Below are 15,721 nucleotides of genomic sequence, written 5' to 3'. Positions count from 1 at the left end.
CCCATGTCCACTACCGCGACCCGCATCCGCAAGGCCGTATTCCCCGTTGCAGGCTTCGGCACCCGTTTCCTGCCGGCCACGAAGGCGCAACCCAAGGAAATGCTGCCCGTGGTCGACAAGCCGCTGATCCAGTACGCCGTCGAAGAGGCGTACGCAGCCGGCATCCGCGACATGATCTTCGTGACCGGCCGCAACAAGCGCGCCATCGAAGACCACTACGACACCGCCTACGAGCTCGAGAGCCAGCTCGAAGCCAGCGGCAAGACCGCCCTGCTGAACATCGCCCGCTCGGTCATGCCCGACGACATGACCTGCTCCTACGTGCGCCAGCCGCGCATGCTGGGCCTGGGTCACGCGGTGCTGTGCGCCGAGCACCTGGTCGGCAACGAGCCCTTCGCCGTGCTGCTGGCGGACGACCTGATGGTCGGCCCCGACGGCGGCCAGCCGGTGCTGGCTCAGATGACCGAAGCCTTCGGCCGCCTCGGCGGCTCGCTGCTCGCGGTGCAGGAAGTGCCGCTCGAGCACGTCAAGCGCTACGGCATCGTGGCCGGCGACAAGGTCGAGGAAGGCCTGGTGAAGGTCAGCCGCATGATCGAGAAGCCGAAGCCCGAAGAAGCGCCCTCGCGCCTGGGCGTGGCCGGCCGCTACATCCTCACGCCGGGCGTGTTCGCCGAGATCCGCAACCAGCCCAAGGGCGCGGGCGGCGAGATCCAGCTGACCGACGGCATCGCGGCGCTGATGAAGAAGGAATCGGTCTACGCGTACTCGTACAAGGGCACCCGCTACGACTGCGGCAGCAAGGAGGGCTTCCTGCAGGCGTCGGTGGAACTGGCGCTGGCGCACCCCGAGGTGGGCGCGGATTTCCGCGAGTACCTCAAGAGCCTGAAGCTGTAATCCTTCGCTTCGCGCTCATGCAGAAAGGGCCGCAACAGCGGCCCTTTTCTTTTTGTAATGCCTGCCGTTTCGTCAACGGCGCTTCAGCACGTGGATGAAGTCGGTACCGACGGTTTCCTGCTCCATCAGCTCGTTGCCGGTCTGGCGCGCGAAGGCCTGGAAGTCGCGGATCGATCCGGGGTCGGTCGACACAACCTTCAGCAGCTGGCCGCTCGCCATGTCATTGAGCGACTTCTTCGCCTTGAGGATGGGCAGCGGGCAGTTCAGCCCGCGCGTGTCGAGTTCGCGATCAACTTGCATTGCCCGGCTCCGGCGGCAGGTTCAGGCCGCGGCGGCGCTCCTCGTTTTCCGCGGCGGTGAAGAACACGGGCTCGTGCCCGCGCGTGCGCAGCCAGTCGGCCAGCGCATAGCCGGTGCCGGCGGGCCAGCACTTGAGATCGGGCAGGTCGTAGAGGCGGTAGTCGACCAGCTCGGGCGAGAGCTTCACCTCGCCGTCGGCCACCACGTGGTAGGCGATGATGACCTGGTTCATTCGCTGGAAGTCGTAGGCGCCGACGATCTTCGTGGCGCTCACGTCGAGGTTGGTCTCTTCCTTCACCTCGCGTGCGATGCCCTCCTCGGGCGTCTCGCCGGCCTCCATGAAGCCGGTGATGAGCGCGAACATCTTGCCCGGCCACGCGGCATTGCGCGCCAGCAGCACCTGGCCGCGGTACTCGACGATGGCCGCGAGCACGGGCGTCGGGTTGTTCCAGTGCGTGTGGCCGCAGTTGGGGCAGCGCAGCCGCTCCTTGGGGCCGCCGTCTTCCATCAATGCAATCCACTCGAGCGGCGTGGCGCAGACCTGGCAGTACTTGGGATGGGGCATGGGGTTCTCAGCCTTCTTGTTGTTGAGTCGTGGCCCCTTCCGGGAACACCGCAGAACCGGCTTTGCCGCGCTGCAGGTGTTGCCCCCGGAGGGGGTTGGCGAAGCGACACGAAGTTCGCATGGCCTGGGGGCGGGCCTTGTCAGGCGGGGAAGACGCCGGTGGAGAGGTAGCGGTCGCCGCGGTCGCAGACCACGAAGACGATGGTGGCGTTCTCGACCGTCTTCGACACTTCGAGCGCAGCCCACAGCGCGCCTGCGGCCGAAATGCCGCCGAAGATGCCCTCCTCGCGCGCGAGGCGGCGGCACATCTCTTCGGCATCGCTCTGGCTCACGCTGATCTCCTCGTCGACGCGGCTCGGATCGAAGATCTTCGGCAGGTACTCGGCCGGCCACTTGCGGATGCCTGGGATGCGCGAGCCCTCTGCCGGCTGCGCGCCGATGATGCGCACCGCGGGGTTCTTCTCCTTGAGGAAGCGCGACACGCCGGTGATGGTGCCGGTCGTGCCCATCGCGCTCACGAAGTGCGTGACCTTGCCCTTGGTGTCGGCCCAGATCTCGGGGCCGGTGGTCTCGTAGTGGATGCGCGGGTTGTCGGGGTTGGCGAACTGGTCGAGCACACGGCCCTTGCCCTGGGCCACCATCTGTTCGGCGAGGTCGCGGGCATACTCCATACCGCCGCTCTTGGGCGTGAGCACGAGCTCGGCGCCGAAGGCCTTCATGGTCTGCGCACGCTCCACGGAAAGGTCCTCCGGCATGATGAGCAGCATGCGGTAGCCCTTGATGGCGGCGGCCATCGCGAGCGCGATGCCGGTGTTGCCGGAAGTGGCTTCGATCAGGGTGTCGCCAGGCTTGATCTCGCCGCGCTCCTCGGCGCGCCGGATCATCGAGAGAGCGGGCCGGTCCTTCACGGAGCCGGCGGGGTTGTTGCCTTCGAGCTTGCCGAGAATCACGTTGCCGCGCCGGGCATTTTCTGCGGCATTGATGCGTTGCAGTGCGACCAGAGGGGTCTTGCCGATGGCGTCTTCGATCGTCGGATAGTTCATGCCAGCCACTGTGCCATAATTTTGGGCTTCGTTCAGAACCCTGCCCGGGTGGTGAAATTGGTAGACGCAGGGGACTCAAAATCCCCCGCCGCAAGGCGTGCCGGTTCGATTCCGGCCCCGGGCACCACAGGTTCTGGCTCGCCCCCAGTCTTCGCGCACTTCGTGTCGCTACGCCAACCACCTTCCGGGGGCGACACCGGTGGCCCGGCGAAGCCGGTTCCACGGTGTCCCTGGAATTGGGCCTTCTCCTTCCCTTTCTTCTTACGCCGTTTCGCGCAGGCCGGTGTGTACCGTCGGATGCGCCAGGCGCACCCTCAACTCGCGCTTCAGCCGCGTGTTGTCCAGCCGGCGCGATTCCCCCATGAAGCTCAGCAGCTGCAGCGGAAGCTGCCGCTCGGCCTCGCCCCGGGCCACGCGGGGCGGGCGGGGCATGCCGTAGAGGTCGGCGGCGAGGTCCATGTAGTCGCCCATGCGCAGTTCGGTGTCGTCCGCGGCGTGCACGACGCGCTGCGGCTTGCCGCGGAAGAGCGCGGCGATGCAGGCGCGGGCGAGGTCGTCGGCGTGGATGTGGCTGGTGTAGACGTCGTCCTGGCGCCGCAGCACGGGCGTGCCGCGCTGCAGGCGGGCGCGGGGGGTGCCGTTCTTGCGGTCGGGAGCATAGATGCCGGGGATGCGCAGGATGCTGGCGCGCACGCCTGCGCTGCGGCCGAGCCAGCGCACGGCGCGTTCGGCGTCGACGCGGCGGTGCGAGCGCGGGGTGTCGGGGCGCAGGGCGCGGGTTTCGTCGATGCGCGCGCCGCCGCAGTCGCCGTAGACGCCGCTGGTCGAGCCGTAGACGAAGGCCGAGGGCATCGAACGCAGTCGCAGGGCCCGCGCCAGCGTGGTGGTGCGCTGGTCGCGCCACCAGGCGGGGCCGCCGTCGCGCGCAGGGGGGGCCAGGTGCAGCACCCGGGTGGCAATGCCGGCGAGCCGGCGCAGGGTGCGCGGATCGTCGAGATTGCCCACCAGCGGGCGTATTCCGGCAGTGCGCAGGGCGTCCAGCCGCCCCATTGACGAAGTGAGCGCCACCAGCTGCAAGCGCCCGCGCAGGTCGCGCGCCACGCGCTGGCCCACGTCGCCGCAACCGACGATCAGCAGGCGTTCTCGCCGGAACCGCGCTGGCAGCGCGCCGGAGGGGCTATTGATTGAAGGCAAAATCCTGTTCCCGTCTTCCCAATTCAGTTCCAGCTCCCCTGGCCGCCAGCGGCCCGGAGGGAGCGTTACCCCTCGAAGAATACCGATGACTGCCACAGCGCCGCACGAAGCGGGCTTTTCCATCACCGTCGAGCCCAGCGGGCGCAATTTCGTGGTCCAGGGCGACGAAACCATCCTGGCCGCAGGCATCCGCCAGGGCATCGGCCTGCCCTACGGCTGCAAGGACGGCGCCTGCGGCTCGTGCAAGTGCAAGAAGCTCTCGGGCGAAGTCACCCTCGGGCCGCACCAGAGCAAGGCCCTGAGCGCCGAGGAGCAGCTGGCCGGCTACGTGCTCACCTGCTGCGCCCATCCCACGAGCGACGTGGTGCTCGAATCGCGCCAGGTCACCGAGGCCGGCGCGCTGCCGATCCGCAAGATGCCGGTGCGCGTGATGGCCCTCACGCGCCAGTCGCACGACGTGATGCTGGTGCGCCTGCAGCTGCCGGCCGGGGAGCCACTGCAGTTCTACGCTGGCCAGTACGTCGAGTTCATCCTGCGCGACGGCTCGCGCCGCAGCTACTCGATGGCCAACGCGCCGCACACGCTGGCGCAACCCGGCACCGGCATCGAACTGCACCTGCGGCACCTGCCCGGCGGCAAGTTCACCGACCACGTCTTCGGCACGATGAAGGAAAAGGAGATCCTTCGCATCGAGGGCCCCTTCGGCAGCTTCTTCCTGCGCGAGGATTCCGACAAGCCGATGATCCTGCTGGCCTCCGGTACCGGCTTCGCGCCCATCAAGGCGCTGCTGGAGCACATGCAGTTCAAGGGCATCGACCGCCCCGCCACGCTGTACTGGGGCGGCCGCCGGCCCGAAGACCTGTACATGGACGGCTGGCTGCACGAGCAGATGGCTCGGATGCCGAACCTGCGCTACGTGCCGGTGGTCTCCAACGCAACGCCCGAGGACAACTGGACCGGCCGCACCGGCTTCGTCCACAAGGCCGTGCTCGAGGACTTCGCCGACCTGTCGGGCCACCAGGTGTATGCCTGCGGCGCGCCCATCGTGGTCGACTCGGCCAAGCGCGACTACGTGGCGCTGGCCGGCCTGCCCGAGGAAGAATTCTTCGCCGACGCATTCACCACGGAGGCGGACAAGGCCCTGCCCTGAGACTCCCCGGTTCCACCGGTTCCCCGAGAACGACAGACCCAAGAACAAATGAAGACGAGACACTTCCTCCTCACCCTCATCGCAAGCGCCGCCGCCCTGCTGGGCACCGGACAGGCCATGGCGCAGCAGTCGCAGCGGCCCATCCGCCTGATCGTCCCCTACGCAGCGGGCGGCCCCATCGACAACACCGCGCGCATCCTGGCAGAGCGCGTGAAGGACTCGCTGGGCACGGTCATCATCGACAACAAGCCCGGCGCGGGCGGCAACATCGGCGCCGATGCGGTGGCGAAGGCGCCTGCCGACGGCCTGACGATCGGCATCGCGGCCACCGCCACCAACGCGGTGAACCCGTGGCTCTACAGCAAGATGCCGTTCAACGCCGCGACCGACTTCGCGCCGATCACGCAGATGGTCCGCGTGCCCAACGTGCTGGTGATGAACGCCGACACGGCCAGGCGCCTGAACATCAACAGCGTGGCCGACCTGATCCGCTACGCCAAGGCCAACCCCGCCAAGCTCAACTACGGCAGCGGCGGCAACGGCAGCGCGGGACACCTCGCGGGCGAGCTGTTCAAGAAGGAAGCGGGCATCTTCGCGCTGCACATTCCGTACAACGGCGGCAATCCGGCGCAGCTGGCGCTGATCTCGGGCCAGGTCGACTTCAACTTCGACAACCTCGCCACCGCCGCGCCGAACATCCGCTCGGGCAAGCTCAAGGCGCTGGCGGTGACGACGCTGCAGCGCAGCAGTTCGCTGCCCGAGGTGCCGCCCGTGGCCGACACGCTCAAGGGCTTCTCGATCGACACCTGGTGGGGCCTGGTCGCGCCGGCGGGCACGCCGCATGACGTGGTCGTGAAGCTCAACCAGGCCTTCGTCGCGGCGCTGAACGCGCCGGAGACGAAGACCCGCTTCGCCTCGCTGCTGGCCGAGCCGGTGGGCAGCTCCCCCGAGCAGTTCGGCGCCTTCATGAAGAGCGAGCTCGCCAAGTACGAGAAGGTCGTCAAGGCCACCGGCGCGAAGGTGGACTGACGAGGTCCTCGGGCAGGGCCTCCTCGCGGCGCAGCGCCACCGAGGAGGCATCGCCCGAATAGCTGCGCAGCCCCGCGAGGTCGAGCACCTCGACACCGCCGTGCTCCACGCGCAGCAGGCCGTCGCGCTGCAGGGCGTGCAGCGCCCGGTTCGCGCGCTGGCGCGACACCGCCGACAGCAGGCCGATCTCGTCCTGACTCAACCGCACGAAACGGTCGGCGCGCGGATAGAGGATCGGATCGAACAGGCTGGCGAGGCAGCGCGCCACGCGCGCGTCGGGCCCCAGCAGGCGATCGAATTCCATGAGCCCGATGAACAGGCTCAGTCGCGCATTGATGTGTAACAACAGAAACCGATTGAATTCGATGTTCGAGGCCAGGAGGCGCTCGAAGCTGTGCTTCGGGATGCATGCGACGCGGGTGGGTCTCAGCGCCACGCCGTCGTAGCGCCAGGGTCCGGGGGTGAGCAGGGAGCCCTCGCCGCTCCAGCCGCCGGCGGTGACGCCGGTGAAGGTGGAAACGCGGCCGTCGGGCAGCGACACGGACATCTTCAGCAGGCCGTCCATCACGCCGACCCAGTGATCGGCGGGCTCGCCGCGCCGCACGACGAAACCGCCAGCAGGAATGGTGCGCTCGTGGGACTCCTGCACGACGCGATCGAGCTCCTCGCTCGTGAGGGCTCGTGCCCACAGGCTCTCGCGGAGCATGTTCTCCAGCGCGCTCGTCGACATCGTCGGGTCTCCTCCCAGGACACGGCCGGCTCGTCGCAAGAGCCGGTCCATCGCGGGCCGTAAGGAATGTCGTTCCAACGACATCCCGGGCGCGGCGATGATGCCACAGTCGCTCGCGTTCGCCACCACAACAAGGAGACAACGATGAAGCGTTCGAACGAGAGCCCGCGTCCCTCGCGCGGGCCGGACGGCGGTGACGCGCCGGGCCTGCGCCGGCGCGAGGTCCTGGGCTACGCGACGGCCGCGCCGCTGGTCTCGGCCACGGCCGGGGTCGCCGGACTTGCAGGCCTCGCGGCGCCCTCCACGGCAGCCGCCGCGCTGCTGCCGATGACGCCTCCGGACACCACCGACCTGTTCGACATCGGCGATGCGGTGACGCTGACCGCGCTGCCGACCATGCCCCTCGTGAAAGTGACCAACGGCGAGAACGGACGCGTGCGGCTCGCGCTGCCGCGCCTGGAGGTGGGCCAGGGCATCGCCACGGCCACCGCGATGATGCTGGCCGACAAGCTGCGCCTGCCGCTGAGCGCCATCGAGGTGACCTCGGCCGACGCCAGCCCCGAGCTGATCTGGAACCAGCTCACCGGCGGCTCGTCGAGCGTGCGCTCGCTGCATGCCGGGATGCCGCTGCTGGGCGGCCTGGGCGGTGTGCTCTCGGGCTCCACGCCCTCGGTGGTCGGGCAGCGCGTCACGCGGCTCGATGCGCTGGACATCGTCACCGGGCGCAAGAAGTTCACGCTCGACCAGGCTGTGCCCGGCGCGATGCCGACCATGGTGCGGCGCCCGCCGACCATCAACGGCAAGTTCGTGAGCATCAACAACATGAACACGGTGATGGCCATGCCGGGCGTGATCGGCGTGGTGCCGATTCCGTCGACCAACGGCATCACGCCGACGCCGCCCGGCGTGGCCGTGATGGCCGAGACCTTCGGGCAGGCATGGGCCGCGGTGAACGCGCTCGACGTGACCTGGGCCGCCGGGCCGATCGACGGCGAGTCGAACGCCACCATCATGCGCAAGCTGAAGTCGGCGCTGCTGCCCTTCGCGCTGCCGCCGCTGGGCGCGCTGACCGTGGAGGGCGAGTTCGAGTTCGCACCGGTCTCGCACTGTCCGATGGAGGTGGAATGCGCGATCGCCGACGTGCGTCCCGACCGGGCCGAGATCTGGGCCGGCCTGCAAAGCCCCATCGTAACCCAGCAGGCGGTCGCGGCCGAACTCGGCCTGCCCTTGAACAGAGTGACCGTGCACGTGGTGCCCTCGGGCGGCTCCTTCGGCCGGCGGCTCTTCTGGGACCCGGTGCTGCAGGCGATCCAGGTATCGAAGGCGCTCGGGCGCCCCTGCCGCCTGATGTACCACCGCACCGACGACATGCGCCACACGCGCATGCGCCCGCCGATGTTCCACAAGGCGCGCGCCACCATGCTGCTGGGCCAGGTGATCGCCTTCGAGCAGCGCGTCGCCGGCGTGCGGCTCGACACGCGCCACGGCTTCGGCAACATGCTGGAGGCCGCAGCCATCGCGCTGCCCAACGCCTTTCCGCAGACGGTGGGCAACTTCGCGATCGAGCAGACCATGTTCAAGACCATGGTCTCCTCGCCCTACAACTTCGGCGTCACGACCAAGCTGCTGACGCCGGTGCCGATCGACATGAACACCTGCTCGTACCGCTCGGTGCACATCCAGCCCTCGCGGCTGGTGGAGGAGATCCTGGTCGACGAGATGGCCAAGGCGGCGGGCAAGGACCCGGTCGCCTTCCGGCTCGAGTACCTGCGGCTGCCGCGCGCCCGCGCGGTGCTCAAGGCCGTGGCCGAGGCGGCGCAATGGGGCAAGGCGATGCCCGCGGGCTTCGCGCAGGGCGTGGGCGTGCACCAGGAGACGAAGTCGTTCACGGCCTGCATCGTCGAGATCGACGCGCGGGTGCCGTCTGCCGCGCAGGTGGTTCGCGCCACCATCGCGATCGACGTGGGCACGCCGATCAACCCCTCGGGCATCGAGGCGCAGCTGCAGGGCGGCCTGTGCGAGTCGATCGCGCTGGTGCTCAGTGCGGGGCTGCACATCCAGAACGGCCTGCCGCTGGAAGGCAGCTATTCGCAGTACCACTTCTCGCGCATGAAGAACTACCCGAAGGACGTGAAGATCATCATCATGCCGCCCAGCGCCGAGGCCATCGGCGGCCTGGGCGAGGTCGGCCTCTCGGCCAGCTCCGGCGCCATCGCCAACGCCTATGCGCGCGCCACCGGCACCAGGCCGCGCAGCTTCCCGCTGAACTTCCCGGTCGACTTCACGCCGATCCCGCCGGGCAAGCTGCCCACGCCCGTCAACGTCCAGATCCCGACCTGAGGAGACTCCCCATGCCCGTGCAATCTTTCAAGGTGAACGGCCAGAACGTCGACGTCGAGGCGCCCGACGACATGGCCCTGCTCTGGGTGCTTCGCGACAAGCTCGGCATCACCGGGCCGAAGTACGGCTGCGGCATCAACGTGTGCAAGGCCTGCACCTGCCACGTCGACGGCAAGGCGGTGACGGTGTGCTCGGTGCGCGTGTCCGACGTGCGTGGCCGCCAGGTGACGACCATCGAGGGGCTGGCCAATGCCAACACGCTGCATCCGGTGCAGCAGGCCTGGCTGAACCTCGACGTGCCGCAATGCGGCTTCTGCCAGCCGGGGCAGATCATGGCGGCGGTGGACCTGCTGCGCCGCACGCGCAACCCGACGGATGCCGACATCGACGCCATCGAGAACGTGTGCCGCTGCGGCACCTACGGGCGCATCCGCGAGGCGATCAAGGCCGCCGCGGCGATGATGTAGCCGGCAGGAAAAAAGAAAAAAGGCGGTGCGCACTGCCGCGCCATCCGGGCGCGGCCCGCACCGCCTGTGGCGAACGGAACGCCCGCCTATTCGCCGAGGTACGCGGCCCGCACGCGCGGGTCGCTCAGCAGGCCCTTGGCATCGCCGCTCATGGTGATGAGGCCCGACTCCATCACGTAGCCGCGGTCGGCCAGCTGCAGCGCGCGATTGGCGTTCTGCTCGACCAGCAGGATGGTCACGCCCTGCGAGGCCACGGTCTGCACCACCTCGAAGATCTTGTCGCACATGATGGGCGACAGGCCCATGGTGGGCTCGTCGAGCAGCAGCACCTTGGGGCGTGCCATGAGCGCTCGGCCCATGGCCAGCATCTGCTGCTCGCCGCCCGACATGGTGCCGGCCAGCTGGTCCTTGCGTTCGCGCAGGCGCGGGAAGGTGACGAACACGCGCTCCATGTCGCTCGCGATGCCGGCCTTGTCCTTGCGGATGTAGGCGCCGATCTGCAGGTTCTCGGTGATGGTCATGCGCGTGAACACGCCACGGCCTTCCGGCACCATCACCAGGCCCTCTTCCACGAGGTCCCAGGCGCCGCGGCCCTTGATGCTGCGGCCCAGGAACTCGATGTTGCCAGCCCCTGCCGGCAGCGTGCCGGTGATGGCCTTCATGGTGGTGGTCTTGCCGGCGCCGTTGGAGCCGATCAGCGAGACCAGCTCGCCCTCGCGCACCTCGAAGTCCACGCCCTTGACGGCCTGGATGCCGCCATAGCCCACCTTCAGGCCGTTGACCTTCAGCAGCACCTTGCCCGCCGTCTTCGTCGCGGTGTCTTGTTCGCTCGTCATCGTTGCTGCGCTCATCTCAATGTCCTCCGGTGCCGAGGTAGGCCTCGATCACCTTCTCGTTCTTCTGCACGTCCACCGGGGTGCCTTCGGCGATCTGCTTGCCGTAGTCCAGCACGGTGACGCGGTCGCACAGGCCCATGATGAGCTTGACGTCGTGCTCGATGATCAGGATGGTGCGGTTGTCGCGGCGGATGCGGTCGATCAGCTCGCGCAGCGCCACCTTCTCGGTGGAGTTCATGCCGGCAGCGGGCTCGTCCAGCGCGATGAGCTGCGGGTCGGTGGCCAGCGCGCGTGCGATCTCGAGGCGGCGCTGGTCGCCGTACGACAGCGTGCGCGCCTTGTAGTCGGCGAACTTGCCGATGCCCACGTAGTCGAGCAGTTCGTGCGCCCGCTCGGCGATGGCCTTCTCCTCGGCCTTGAAGCCGCCGGTGCGGAACATCGCTCCGAGCACGCCCGAATGGGTGCGGATGTGGCGCCCGACCATCACGTTCTCGAGCGCCGTCATTTCGGCGAAGAGGCGGATGTTCTGGAAGGTGCGCGCGATGCCGGCCTTGGCCACTTCGTGCACCGCCGTCGGCTGGTAGGGCTTGCCCGCGAGCTCGAAGGTGCCGCTGTCGGGCGTGTACAGGCCGGTGATCACGTTGAAGAACGTGGTCTTGCCGGCGCCGTTGGGGCCGATCAGGCCGTAGACCTGGCCGCGCTTGATGGTGATGCCCACATCGGACAGGGCCTGCAGCCCGCCGAAGCGCTTGGAGATGCCCCGGACGTCGAGGATGGTGTCGGTCGTCATGTTGATTCTTCCTCGTGCGTTCAGGGATTGATCGACATGGGACGGGAAGCGGCGCCAGGCAGCTCGTCGGCGGGCGTATCGATGCCCGGTGCGTGCGTCTGCAGCGAGCCGGGTGCCACTGCGGCATGGGTCGGGTCGACGGGCGCTCCGCCCTTCCTGGTCAGCGACTTGCCATGCTCCGGCGAGGGCCACAGGCCGCGCGGGCGCACCAGCATGATGACGATCATGGCCAGCGCGATGAACAGCTGGCGCAGGATGGAAGCGTCGAGGCGGCCATCGGTCATCGACTGCAGCGGGCCCGCCACGTAACGCAGCACCTCGGGCAGCGCGGCCAGCAGGATGGCGCCCAGGATCACGCCGGGCAGGTGGCCGATGCCGCCGAGCACGACCATCGCAACGATCATCACCGACTCCATCAGGCTGAAGGACTCGGGCGACACGAAGCCCTGGAAGGCCGCGAACATCGCGCCGGAGACGCCGCCGAAGCTCGCGCCCATGCCGAAGGCCAGCAGCTTCATGTTGCGGGTGTTGATGCCCATGGCCTTGGCGGCGATCTCGTCCTCGCGGATGGCCATCCAGGCGCGGCCGATGCGCGAAAGCTGCAGGCGGTGCGAGATGAGGATGGTGACCAGCACCAGCGCCAGGAACAGGTAGTAGTAGAGCGTGACCGACGAGATGGTGAAGCCGTCGAACTTCAGCGCCTTGCCGAGGTCGAGCCCCCAGAACTTGATCGAGTCGATCGAGGTGATGCCCTTCGGACCGTTGGTGATGTTCACCGGCTGGTCGAGGTTGTTCAGGAACACGCGGATGATTTCGCCGAAGCCGAGCGTGACGATGGCGAGGTAGTCGCCGCGCAGCTTGAGCGTTGGCGCGCCCAGCAGCACGCCGAGCACCGCCGCGAGCACGAAGGCCAGCGGTATCACGATCAGCAGCGAGGTGTGCATGCCGTTCGGGAAGGTGATCTTGAACCACTCGAAGGTCTCGGACAGGTGCGACGAGCCCATCAGCGCGAAGAGGTACGCCCCCACCGCGAAGAAGGCCACGTAGCCCAGGTCGAGCAGGCCGGCGTAGCCGACCACGATGTTCAGGCCCAGGGCCAGCAGCACGTAGAGCAGTGCGATGTCGGCGATGCGCACCCAGGCGTTGCCCTGCATCTGCAGCAGCAGCGGCAGCGCGAGCACGGCGATGGCGCCGATGACGTACAGGGCGAGGTTCTTGCTGTTCTTCATGATGGCAAGCTCCTCAGGCGCGGTCGGCCACGCGTTCGCCCAGCAGGCCCGAAGGACGCAGCGTGAGCATGGCGATCAGCACGATGAACGCGAAGATGTCGCTGTAGTTGCTGCCGAGCACGCCGCCGGTCAGCGTTCCGATGTAGCCCGAGCCGATCGCTTCGATGAGGCCCAGCAGGATGCCGCCGACGACCGCACCGGCCAGGTTGCCGATGCCGCCGAACACGGCCGCGGTGAAGGCCTTGAGGCCGGGCAGGAAGCCCATCGCGTGCTGCGCGATGCCGTAGTTGGAGGCGTACATGACGCCGGCGATGGCCGCGAGCACGGCACCGATGATGAAGGTGGCCGAGATGACCATGTCGGGTCGGATGCCCATGAGCGCCGCGACGCGCGGGTTCTCGGCGGTGGCGCGCATCGCGCGGCCGAGCTTGGTGTAGTTGACCAGCCACATGAGCACCACGAGCGAGAACGCCGTGACGCTGAGGATCATGACCTGGGTCGGGGAGATGACCGCACCGCCGAGGTGGATGGGGTCGGAAGGCAGGAGGGTGGGATAGGCCTTGTTGGTCGGCTTCCAGATGATCATCGCCAGCGTCTGCAGCAGGATCGACATGCCGATGGCGGTGATGAGCGGCGCGAGCTTGGGGCTGTTGCGCAGCGGCCGGTAGGCCACCTTCTCGATCACGAAGTTGAGGGTTGCCGCGACGACGCAGGCGATGATCAGCGCGATGAAGAGGATCAGCCAGCCCGGGGTGTTGGGCATGCCGTCCTTCATGAGCCCGATGATGGTCCAGCTCGTGAGAGCCCCCACCATCAGCACCTCGCCGTGCGCAAAGTTGATCAGATTGATGATGCCGTACACCATGGTATAGCCCAGGGCTATCAAGGCATACATGCTGCCGAGAACCAGACCGTTGATGATCTGCTGCAGCAAAATGTCCATAACGCGATTTCCTATGTGTTGCACCGTTGGGGTGCCATTCACCCACCGGGACACCGGTTTGGCGCCCCTGGCTTGACAAGCAAAAAACCAGCCAACATGTGTCGCCGGCGGATTTGTGGGCGGGATTGTAGTCACGCGCCAGCGCCGATTCGGTGCGCGCGGACCGGGGTTTACCCGCTCACGTCATGCTGTATGCGCGTGGGGTCATGCACGCTTTGCGCGCGTGCTGCAAGAGGGTATCGACGGCCGTATCAGCCCTTGGCTTCGTCGTTGCGCCGGCGCAGGTCGCGCAGCTTTTCCGCGATGCGGATCTCGAGTCCACGCTCCACCGGTTCGTAGAAGACCTGGCCCTCCAGGCCGTCGGGAAGGTAGCGCTCGCCGGCGGCGAAACCGCCCTCCTCGTCGTGCGCATAGCGGTAGCCCTTGCCGTAGTCGAGCTGCTTCATGAGCTTGGTCGGCGCATTGCGCAGGTGCATGGGCACCGGGCGCGTGGTGTCGGTCTTCACGAGGGCGCGTACCGCGTTGTAGGCCTTGTAGACGGCATTCGACTTGGGCGCGATCGCGAGGTAGACCACGCACTCGGCCAGCGCGAGTTCGCCCTCGGGGGTACCCAGCCGCTCATACACCTCGGCAGCGTCGAGCGCGAGGCGCAGCGCGCGCGGGTCGGCCAAGCCGATGTCTTCGCTGGCCATGCGCACCAGCCGGCGCGCCATGTAGCGCGGATCGGCGCCGCCATCGAGCATGCGCACGAACCAGTAGAGCGCGGCATCGGGGTCGCTGCCACGTACCGACTTGTGCAGCGCGCTGATGGTGTCGTAGAACTGCTCGCCGCCCTTGTCGTAGCGCCGCATGCGCTCGCCGAGCACGCGCAGCAGCCACTCGTCGGTGATGTGGTCGAGCTTCTCCGCGCGCGCTGCGACCGCGAGCGTCTCGAGCGTGTTGAGCAGCCGGCGCGCATCGCCGTCCGCATAGGCCACGAGACGGTCGACCGCGGCGTCGTCGATGGCGGGCACGGCCTGTATGGCCTGCGCCCGCGCCACGATCTGCTTGAGATTGCTCTCGTCGAGCGACTGCAGCACGTAGACGGCGGCACGCGACAGCAACGCCGAATTGACCTCGAACGAGGGGTTCTCGGTGGTCGCGCCGATGAAGGTGAACAGGCCCGACTCCACGTGCGGCAGGAAGGCGTCCTGCTGGCTCTTGTTGAAGCGGTGCACCTCGTCGACGAAGACGATGGTGCGCTGCTGCGTGAGCCCGTCGCGCGCGGCGGTGGCGCGCTCCACCGCTTCGCGGATGTCCTTCACGCCGCCGAGCACCGCGCTGATGCTCAGGAACTGCGCGTCGAAGGCGTCGGCCATCAATCGTGCGATGGTGGTCTTGCCCGTGCCCGGCGGGCCCCACAGGATGCAGGAATGCGGCTGGCCCGATTCGAAGGCGATGCGCAGCGGCATCCCGGGGCCGAGCAGGTGCTGCTGGCCGATCACCTCGCCCAGCGTCTTGGGACGCAGGCGTTCAGCGAGGGGTTGATGAGCGGTGGTGGCCAATCCGGTGGGCTTGCTTGCGCGGTTACTTACTGCTTGACGACGTCCGCGCCGGCCGGCGGCTTGAAGTCGAACACGCTGGCGGGCAGGGACGGGTTCACCTCGACCTTGCTGAACTTGAGCACCGAGCGCTGGCCGAAGCTGTCGAGGATTTCGAGCGCCGCCAATGCATCGCCCTGGAAACCGACCTGCACGCTCTGCAGCTGGCCATCCTTGTTCTTCGGCGTGGCCTTGACCCACTGCAGGCCGTCGCGGTCGGGCGCGGACTCCAGCGTGAAATCGGCCTGCAGAGCCTTGAGGTCGGGCGCCGCCGCGATCAGCGCCGCGGGCGTGGAGCCCAATGCCTGCGCCTGCGCACGCTGCGTGACCTGGTTCAGGTCGGCATCGTAGAGCCACAGCGTCCTGCCGTCGGCCACGATGCTCTGCGCGAAGGGCTTCTGGTAGTCGAACTTGAACTTGCCGGGGCGCTGGAATTCGAAGGTGCCGGCCGAGGTCTTGGTACGGCCCGGCTGGCCTTCACGCGCGGGCGCGGTGACGGTCTGGGTGAAGTCGGCGCGGCCGGACTTCACCGTCTTCACGAAGGTTTCGAGGCTGTCGAGCCCGCTTGCCCAGGCGTTGACGGAACTCAGCAGGCCTATCAGCAGCCAGTGACGCAGTTTCAATTTGGATT

The 15,721-nt window shown here is 67.9% G+C and carries 16 protein-coding genes and 1 tRNA gene; 6 read left to right on the top strand and 11 right to left on the bottom strand.

The window, feature by feature from the left end; translation table 11 throughout:
• Positions 1 to 3 precede the first annotated feature (3 nt).
• Positions 4 to 894, top strand: coding sequence for a UTP--glucose-1-phosphate uridylyltransferase GalU (galU, locus tag ACTJLF_RS12470; protein ID WP_132797010.1), 891 nt, complete (start codon positions 4 to 6; stop codon positions 892 to 894).
• 72 nt (positions 895 to 966) lie between these two features.
• Here the strand turns inward: galU and ACTJLF_RS12465 are convergent, their stop codons facing one another.
• From ACTJLF_RS12465 to cysM, 3 genes are all read right to left on the bottom strand, one after another.
• Complete coding sequence (locus ACTJLF_RS12465; protein ID WP_019654252.1) at positions 967 to 1,194, bottom strand: sulfurtransferase TusA family protein; 228 nt, start codon at positions 1,192 to 1,194, stop codon at positions 967 to 969.
• On the bottom strand, positions 1,184 to 1,759 hold the full coding sequence (locus ACTJLF_RS12460) for an NUDIX domain-containing protein (protein WP_126182759.1): 576 nt from the start codon (positions 1,757 to 1,759) through the stop codon (positions 1,184 to 1,186). The genes ACTJLF_RS12465 and ACTJLF_RS12460 overlap by 11 nt, the downstream gene beginning before the upstream one ends.
• A gap of 140 nt (positions 1,760 to 1,899) precedes the next feature.
• The gene (gene cysM, locus ACTJLF_RS12455; protein WP_019654254.1) at positions 1,900 to 2,802 is read right to left on the bottom strand and encodes a cysteine synthase CysM; all 903 of its coding nucleotides are present in this window, start codon (positions 2,800 to 2,802) and stop codon (positions 1,900 to 1,902) included.
• Positions 2,803 to 2,844: 42 nt separating this feature from the next.
• Between cysM and ACTJLF_RS12450 the strand changes: the two genes are divergently transcribed.
• Positions 2,845 to 2,929 (top strand) — tRNA-Leu (locus tag ACTJLF_RS12450).
• 134 nt (positions 2,930 to 3,063) lie between these two features.
• Here the strand turns inward: ACTJLF_RS12450 and ACTJLF_RS12445 are convergent.
• Positions 3,064 to 3,996, bottom strand: a complete 933-nt coding sequence (locus ACTJLF_RS12445; protein WP_440883173.1) for an NAD-dependent epimerase/dehydratase family protein — start codon at positions 3,994 to 3,996, stop codon at positions 3,064 to 3,066.
• An 85-nt stretch (positions 3,997 to 4,081) separates the two neighbouring features.
• Between ACTJLF_RS12445 and ACTJLF_RS12440 the strand changes: the two genes are divergently transcribed.
• Both ACTJLF_RS12440 and ACTJLF_RS12435 read left to right on the top strand, forming a co-directional pair.
• Positions 4,082 to 5,146 carry a CDP-6-deoxy-delta-3,4-glucoseen reductase gene (locus ACTJLF_RS12440; RefSeq protein WP_132752418.1) on the top strand — a complete coding sequence of 355 codons (1,065 nt, stop codon included), beginning with the start codon at positions 4,082 to 4,084 and terminating at the stop codon, positions 5,144 to 5,146.
• Positions 5,147 to 5,194: 48 nt separating this feature from the next.
• The gene (locus tag ACTJLF_RS12435; RefSeq protein WP_019654257.1) at positions 5,195 to 6,175 is read left to right on the top strand and encodes a Bug family tripartite tricarboxylate transporter substrate binding protein; all 981 of its coding nucleotides are present in this window, start codon (positions 5,195 to 5,197) and stop codon (positions 6,173 to 6,175) included.
• Here ACTJLF_RS12435 and ACTJLF_RS12430 read toward each other — a convergent pair.
• Positions 6,147 to 6,905, bottom strand: a complete 759-nt coding sequence (locus ACTJLF_RS12430; RefSeq protein ID WP_019654258.1) for a Crp/Fnr family transcriptional regulator — start codon at positions 6,903 to 6,905, stop codon at positions 6,147 to 6,149. The two genes, ACTJLF_RS12435 and ACTJLF_RS12430, sit on opposite strands and share 29 nt — an antisense overlap.
• 144 nt (positions 6,906 to 7,049) lie before the next feature.
• Between ACTJLF_RS12430 and ACTJLF_RS12425 the strand changes: the two genes are divergently transcribed.
• Positions 7,050 to 9,245 carry a xanthine dehydrogenase family protein molybdopterin-binding subunit gene (locus ACTJLF_RS12425; RefSeq protein WP_019654259.1) on the top strand — a complete coding sequence of 732 codons (2,196 nt, stop codon included), beginning with the start codon at positions 7,050 to 7,052 and terminating at the stop codon, positions 9,243 to 9,245.
• Positions 9,246 to 9,256: 11 nt separating this feature from the next.
• Positions 9,257 to 9,712: a (2Fe-2S)-binding protein gene (locus tag ACTJLF_RS12420; protein ID WP_440883172.1), complete on the top strand. Its 456-nt coding sequence runs from the start codon at positions 9,257 to 9,259 to the stop codon at positions 9,710 to 9,712.
• An 86-nt stretch (positions 9,713 to 9,798) separates the two neighbouring features.
• Here the strand turns inward: ACTJLF_RS12420 and ACTJLF_RS12415 are convergent, their stop codons facing one another.
• The 6 genes from ACTJLF_RS12415 to lolA form a co-directional block, all read right to left on the bottom strand.
• Positions 9,799 to 10,563: an ABC transporter ATP-binding protein gene (locus ACTJLF_RS12415; protein ID WP_240649914.1), complete on the bottom strand. Its 765-nt coding sequence runs from the start codon at positions 10,561 to 10,563 to the stop codon at positions 9,799 to 9,801.
• 1 nt (position 10,564) lies between these two features.
• A complete protein-coding gene (locus tag ACTJLF_RS12410; RefSeq protein WP_019654262.1) occupies positions 10,565 to 11,338 on the bottom strand; it encodes an ABC transporter ATP-binding protein in 774 nt (257 codons plus the stop codon).
• Positions 11,339 to 11,358: 20 nt separating this feature from the next.
• Positions 11,359 to 12,567: a branched-chain amino acid ABC transporter permease gene (locus ACTJLF_RS12405; protein WP_019654263.1), complete on the bottom strand. Its 1,209-nt coding sequence runs from the start codon at positions 12,565 to 12,567 to the stop codon at positions 11,359 to 11,361.
• A gap of 13 nt (positions 12,568 to 12,580) precedes the next feature.
• The gene (locus ACTJLF_RS12400; RefSeq protein WP_019654264.1) at positions 12,581 to 13,510 is read right to left on the bottom strand and encodes a branched-chain amino acid ABC transporter permease; all 930 of its coding nucleotides are present in this window, start codon (positions 13,508 to 13,510) and stop codon (positions 12,581 to 12,583) included.
• Between the two features lie 251 nt (positions 13,511 to 13,761).
• Complete coding sequence (locus ACTJLF_RS12395) at positions 13,762 to 15,054, bottom strand: replication-associated recombination protein A (protein ID WP_019654265.1); 1,293 nt, start codon at positions 15,052 to 15,054, stop codon at positions 13,762 to 13,764.
• A 26-nt stretch (positions 15,055 to 15,080) separates the two neighbouring features.
• Positions 15,081 to 15,713, bottom strand: coding sequence for an outer membrane lipoprotein chaperone LolA (gene lolA, locus ACTJLF_RS12390; protein ID WP_440883171.1), 633 nt, complete (start codon positions 15,711 to 15,713; stop codon positions 15,081 to 15,083).
• Positions 15,714 to 15,721 lie beyond the last annotated feature (8 nt).

Origin of the sequence: Variovorax sp. 22077, from assembly GCF_052044195.1 — a bacterium.
GTDB lineage: Bacteria > Pseudomonadota > Gammaproteobacteria > Burkholderiales > Burkholderiaceae_C > Variovorax > Variovorax atrisoli.
The sequence above is the reverse complement of the archived record's forward strand: the minus strand, read 5'-3'. Positions and strand labels throughout refer to the sequence as shown.

Bases quoted from the DNA above. Each gene is read 5' to 3' on its own strand.
- galU (WP_132797010.1), top strand. From the start codon at position 4: ATGTCCACTACCGCGACCCGCATCCGCAAGGCCGTATTCCCCGTTGCA.
- ACTJLF_RS12415 (WP_240649914.1), bottom strand. From the start codon at position 10,563: ATGAGCGCAGCAACGATGACGAGCGAACAAGACACCGCGACGAAGACG.
- ACTJLF_RS12430 (WP_019654258.1), bottom strand. From the start codon at position 6,905: ATGTCGACGAGCGCGCTGGAGAACATGCTCCGCGAGAGCCTGTGGGCA.
- ACTJLF_RS12465 (WP_019654252.1), bottom strand. From the start codon at position 1,194: ATGCAAGTTGATCGCGAACTCGACACGCGCGGGCTGAACTGCCCGCTG.
- ACTJLF_RS12435 (WP_019654257.1), top strand. From the start codon at position 5,195: ATGAAGACGAGACACTTCCTCCTCACCCTCATCGCAAGCGCCGCCGCC.
- ACTJLF_RS12400 (WP_019654264.1), bottom strand. From the start codon at position 13,510: ATGGACATTTTGCTGCAGCAGATCATCAACGGTCTGGTTCTCGGCAGC.
- ACTJLF_RS12405 (WP_019654263.1), bottom strand. From the start codon at position 12,567: ATGAAGAACAGCAAGAACCTCGCCCTGTACGTCATCGGCGCCATCGCC.
- ACTJLF_RS12420 (WP_440883172.1), top strand. From the start codon at position 9,257: ATGCCCGTGCAATCTTTCAAGGTGAACGGCCAGAACGTCGACGTCGAG.
- ACTJLF_RS12425 (WP_019654259.1), top strand. From the start codon at position 7,050: ATGAAGCGTTCGAACGAGAGCCCGCGTCCCTCGCGCGGGCCGGACGGC.
- ACTJLF_RS12410 (WP_019654262.1), bottom strand. From the start codon at position 11,338: ATGACGACCGACACCATCCTCGACGTCCGGGGCATCTCCAAGCGCTTC.
- ACTJLF_RS12440 (WP_132752418.1), top strand. From the start codon at position 4,082: ATGACTGCCACAGCGCCGCACGAAGCGGGCTTTTCCATCACCGTCGAG.
- cysM (WP_019654254.1), bottom strand. From the start codon at position 2,802: ATGAACTATCCGACGATCGAAGACGCCATCGGCAAGACCCCTCTGGTC.
- ACTJLF_RS12460 (WP_126182759.1), bottom strand. From the start codon at position 1,759: ATGCCCCATCCCAAGTACTGCCAGGTCTGCGCCACGCCGCTCGAGTGG.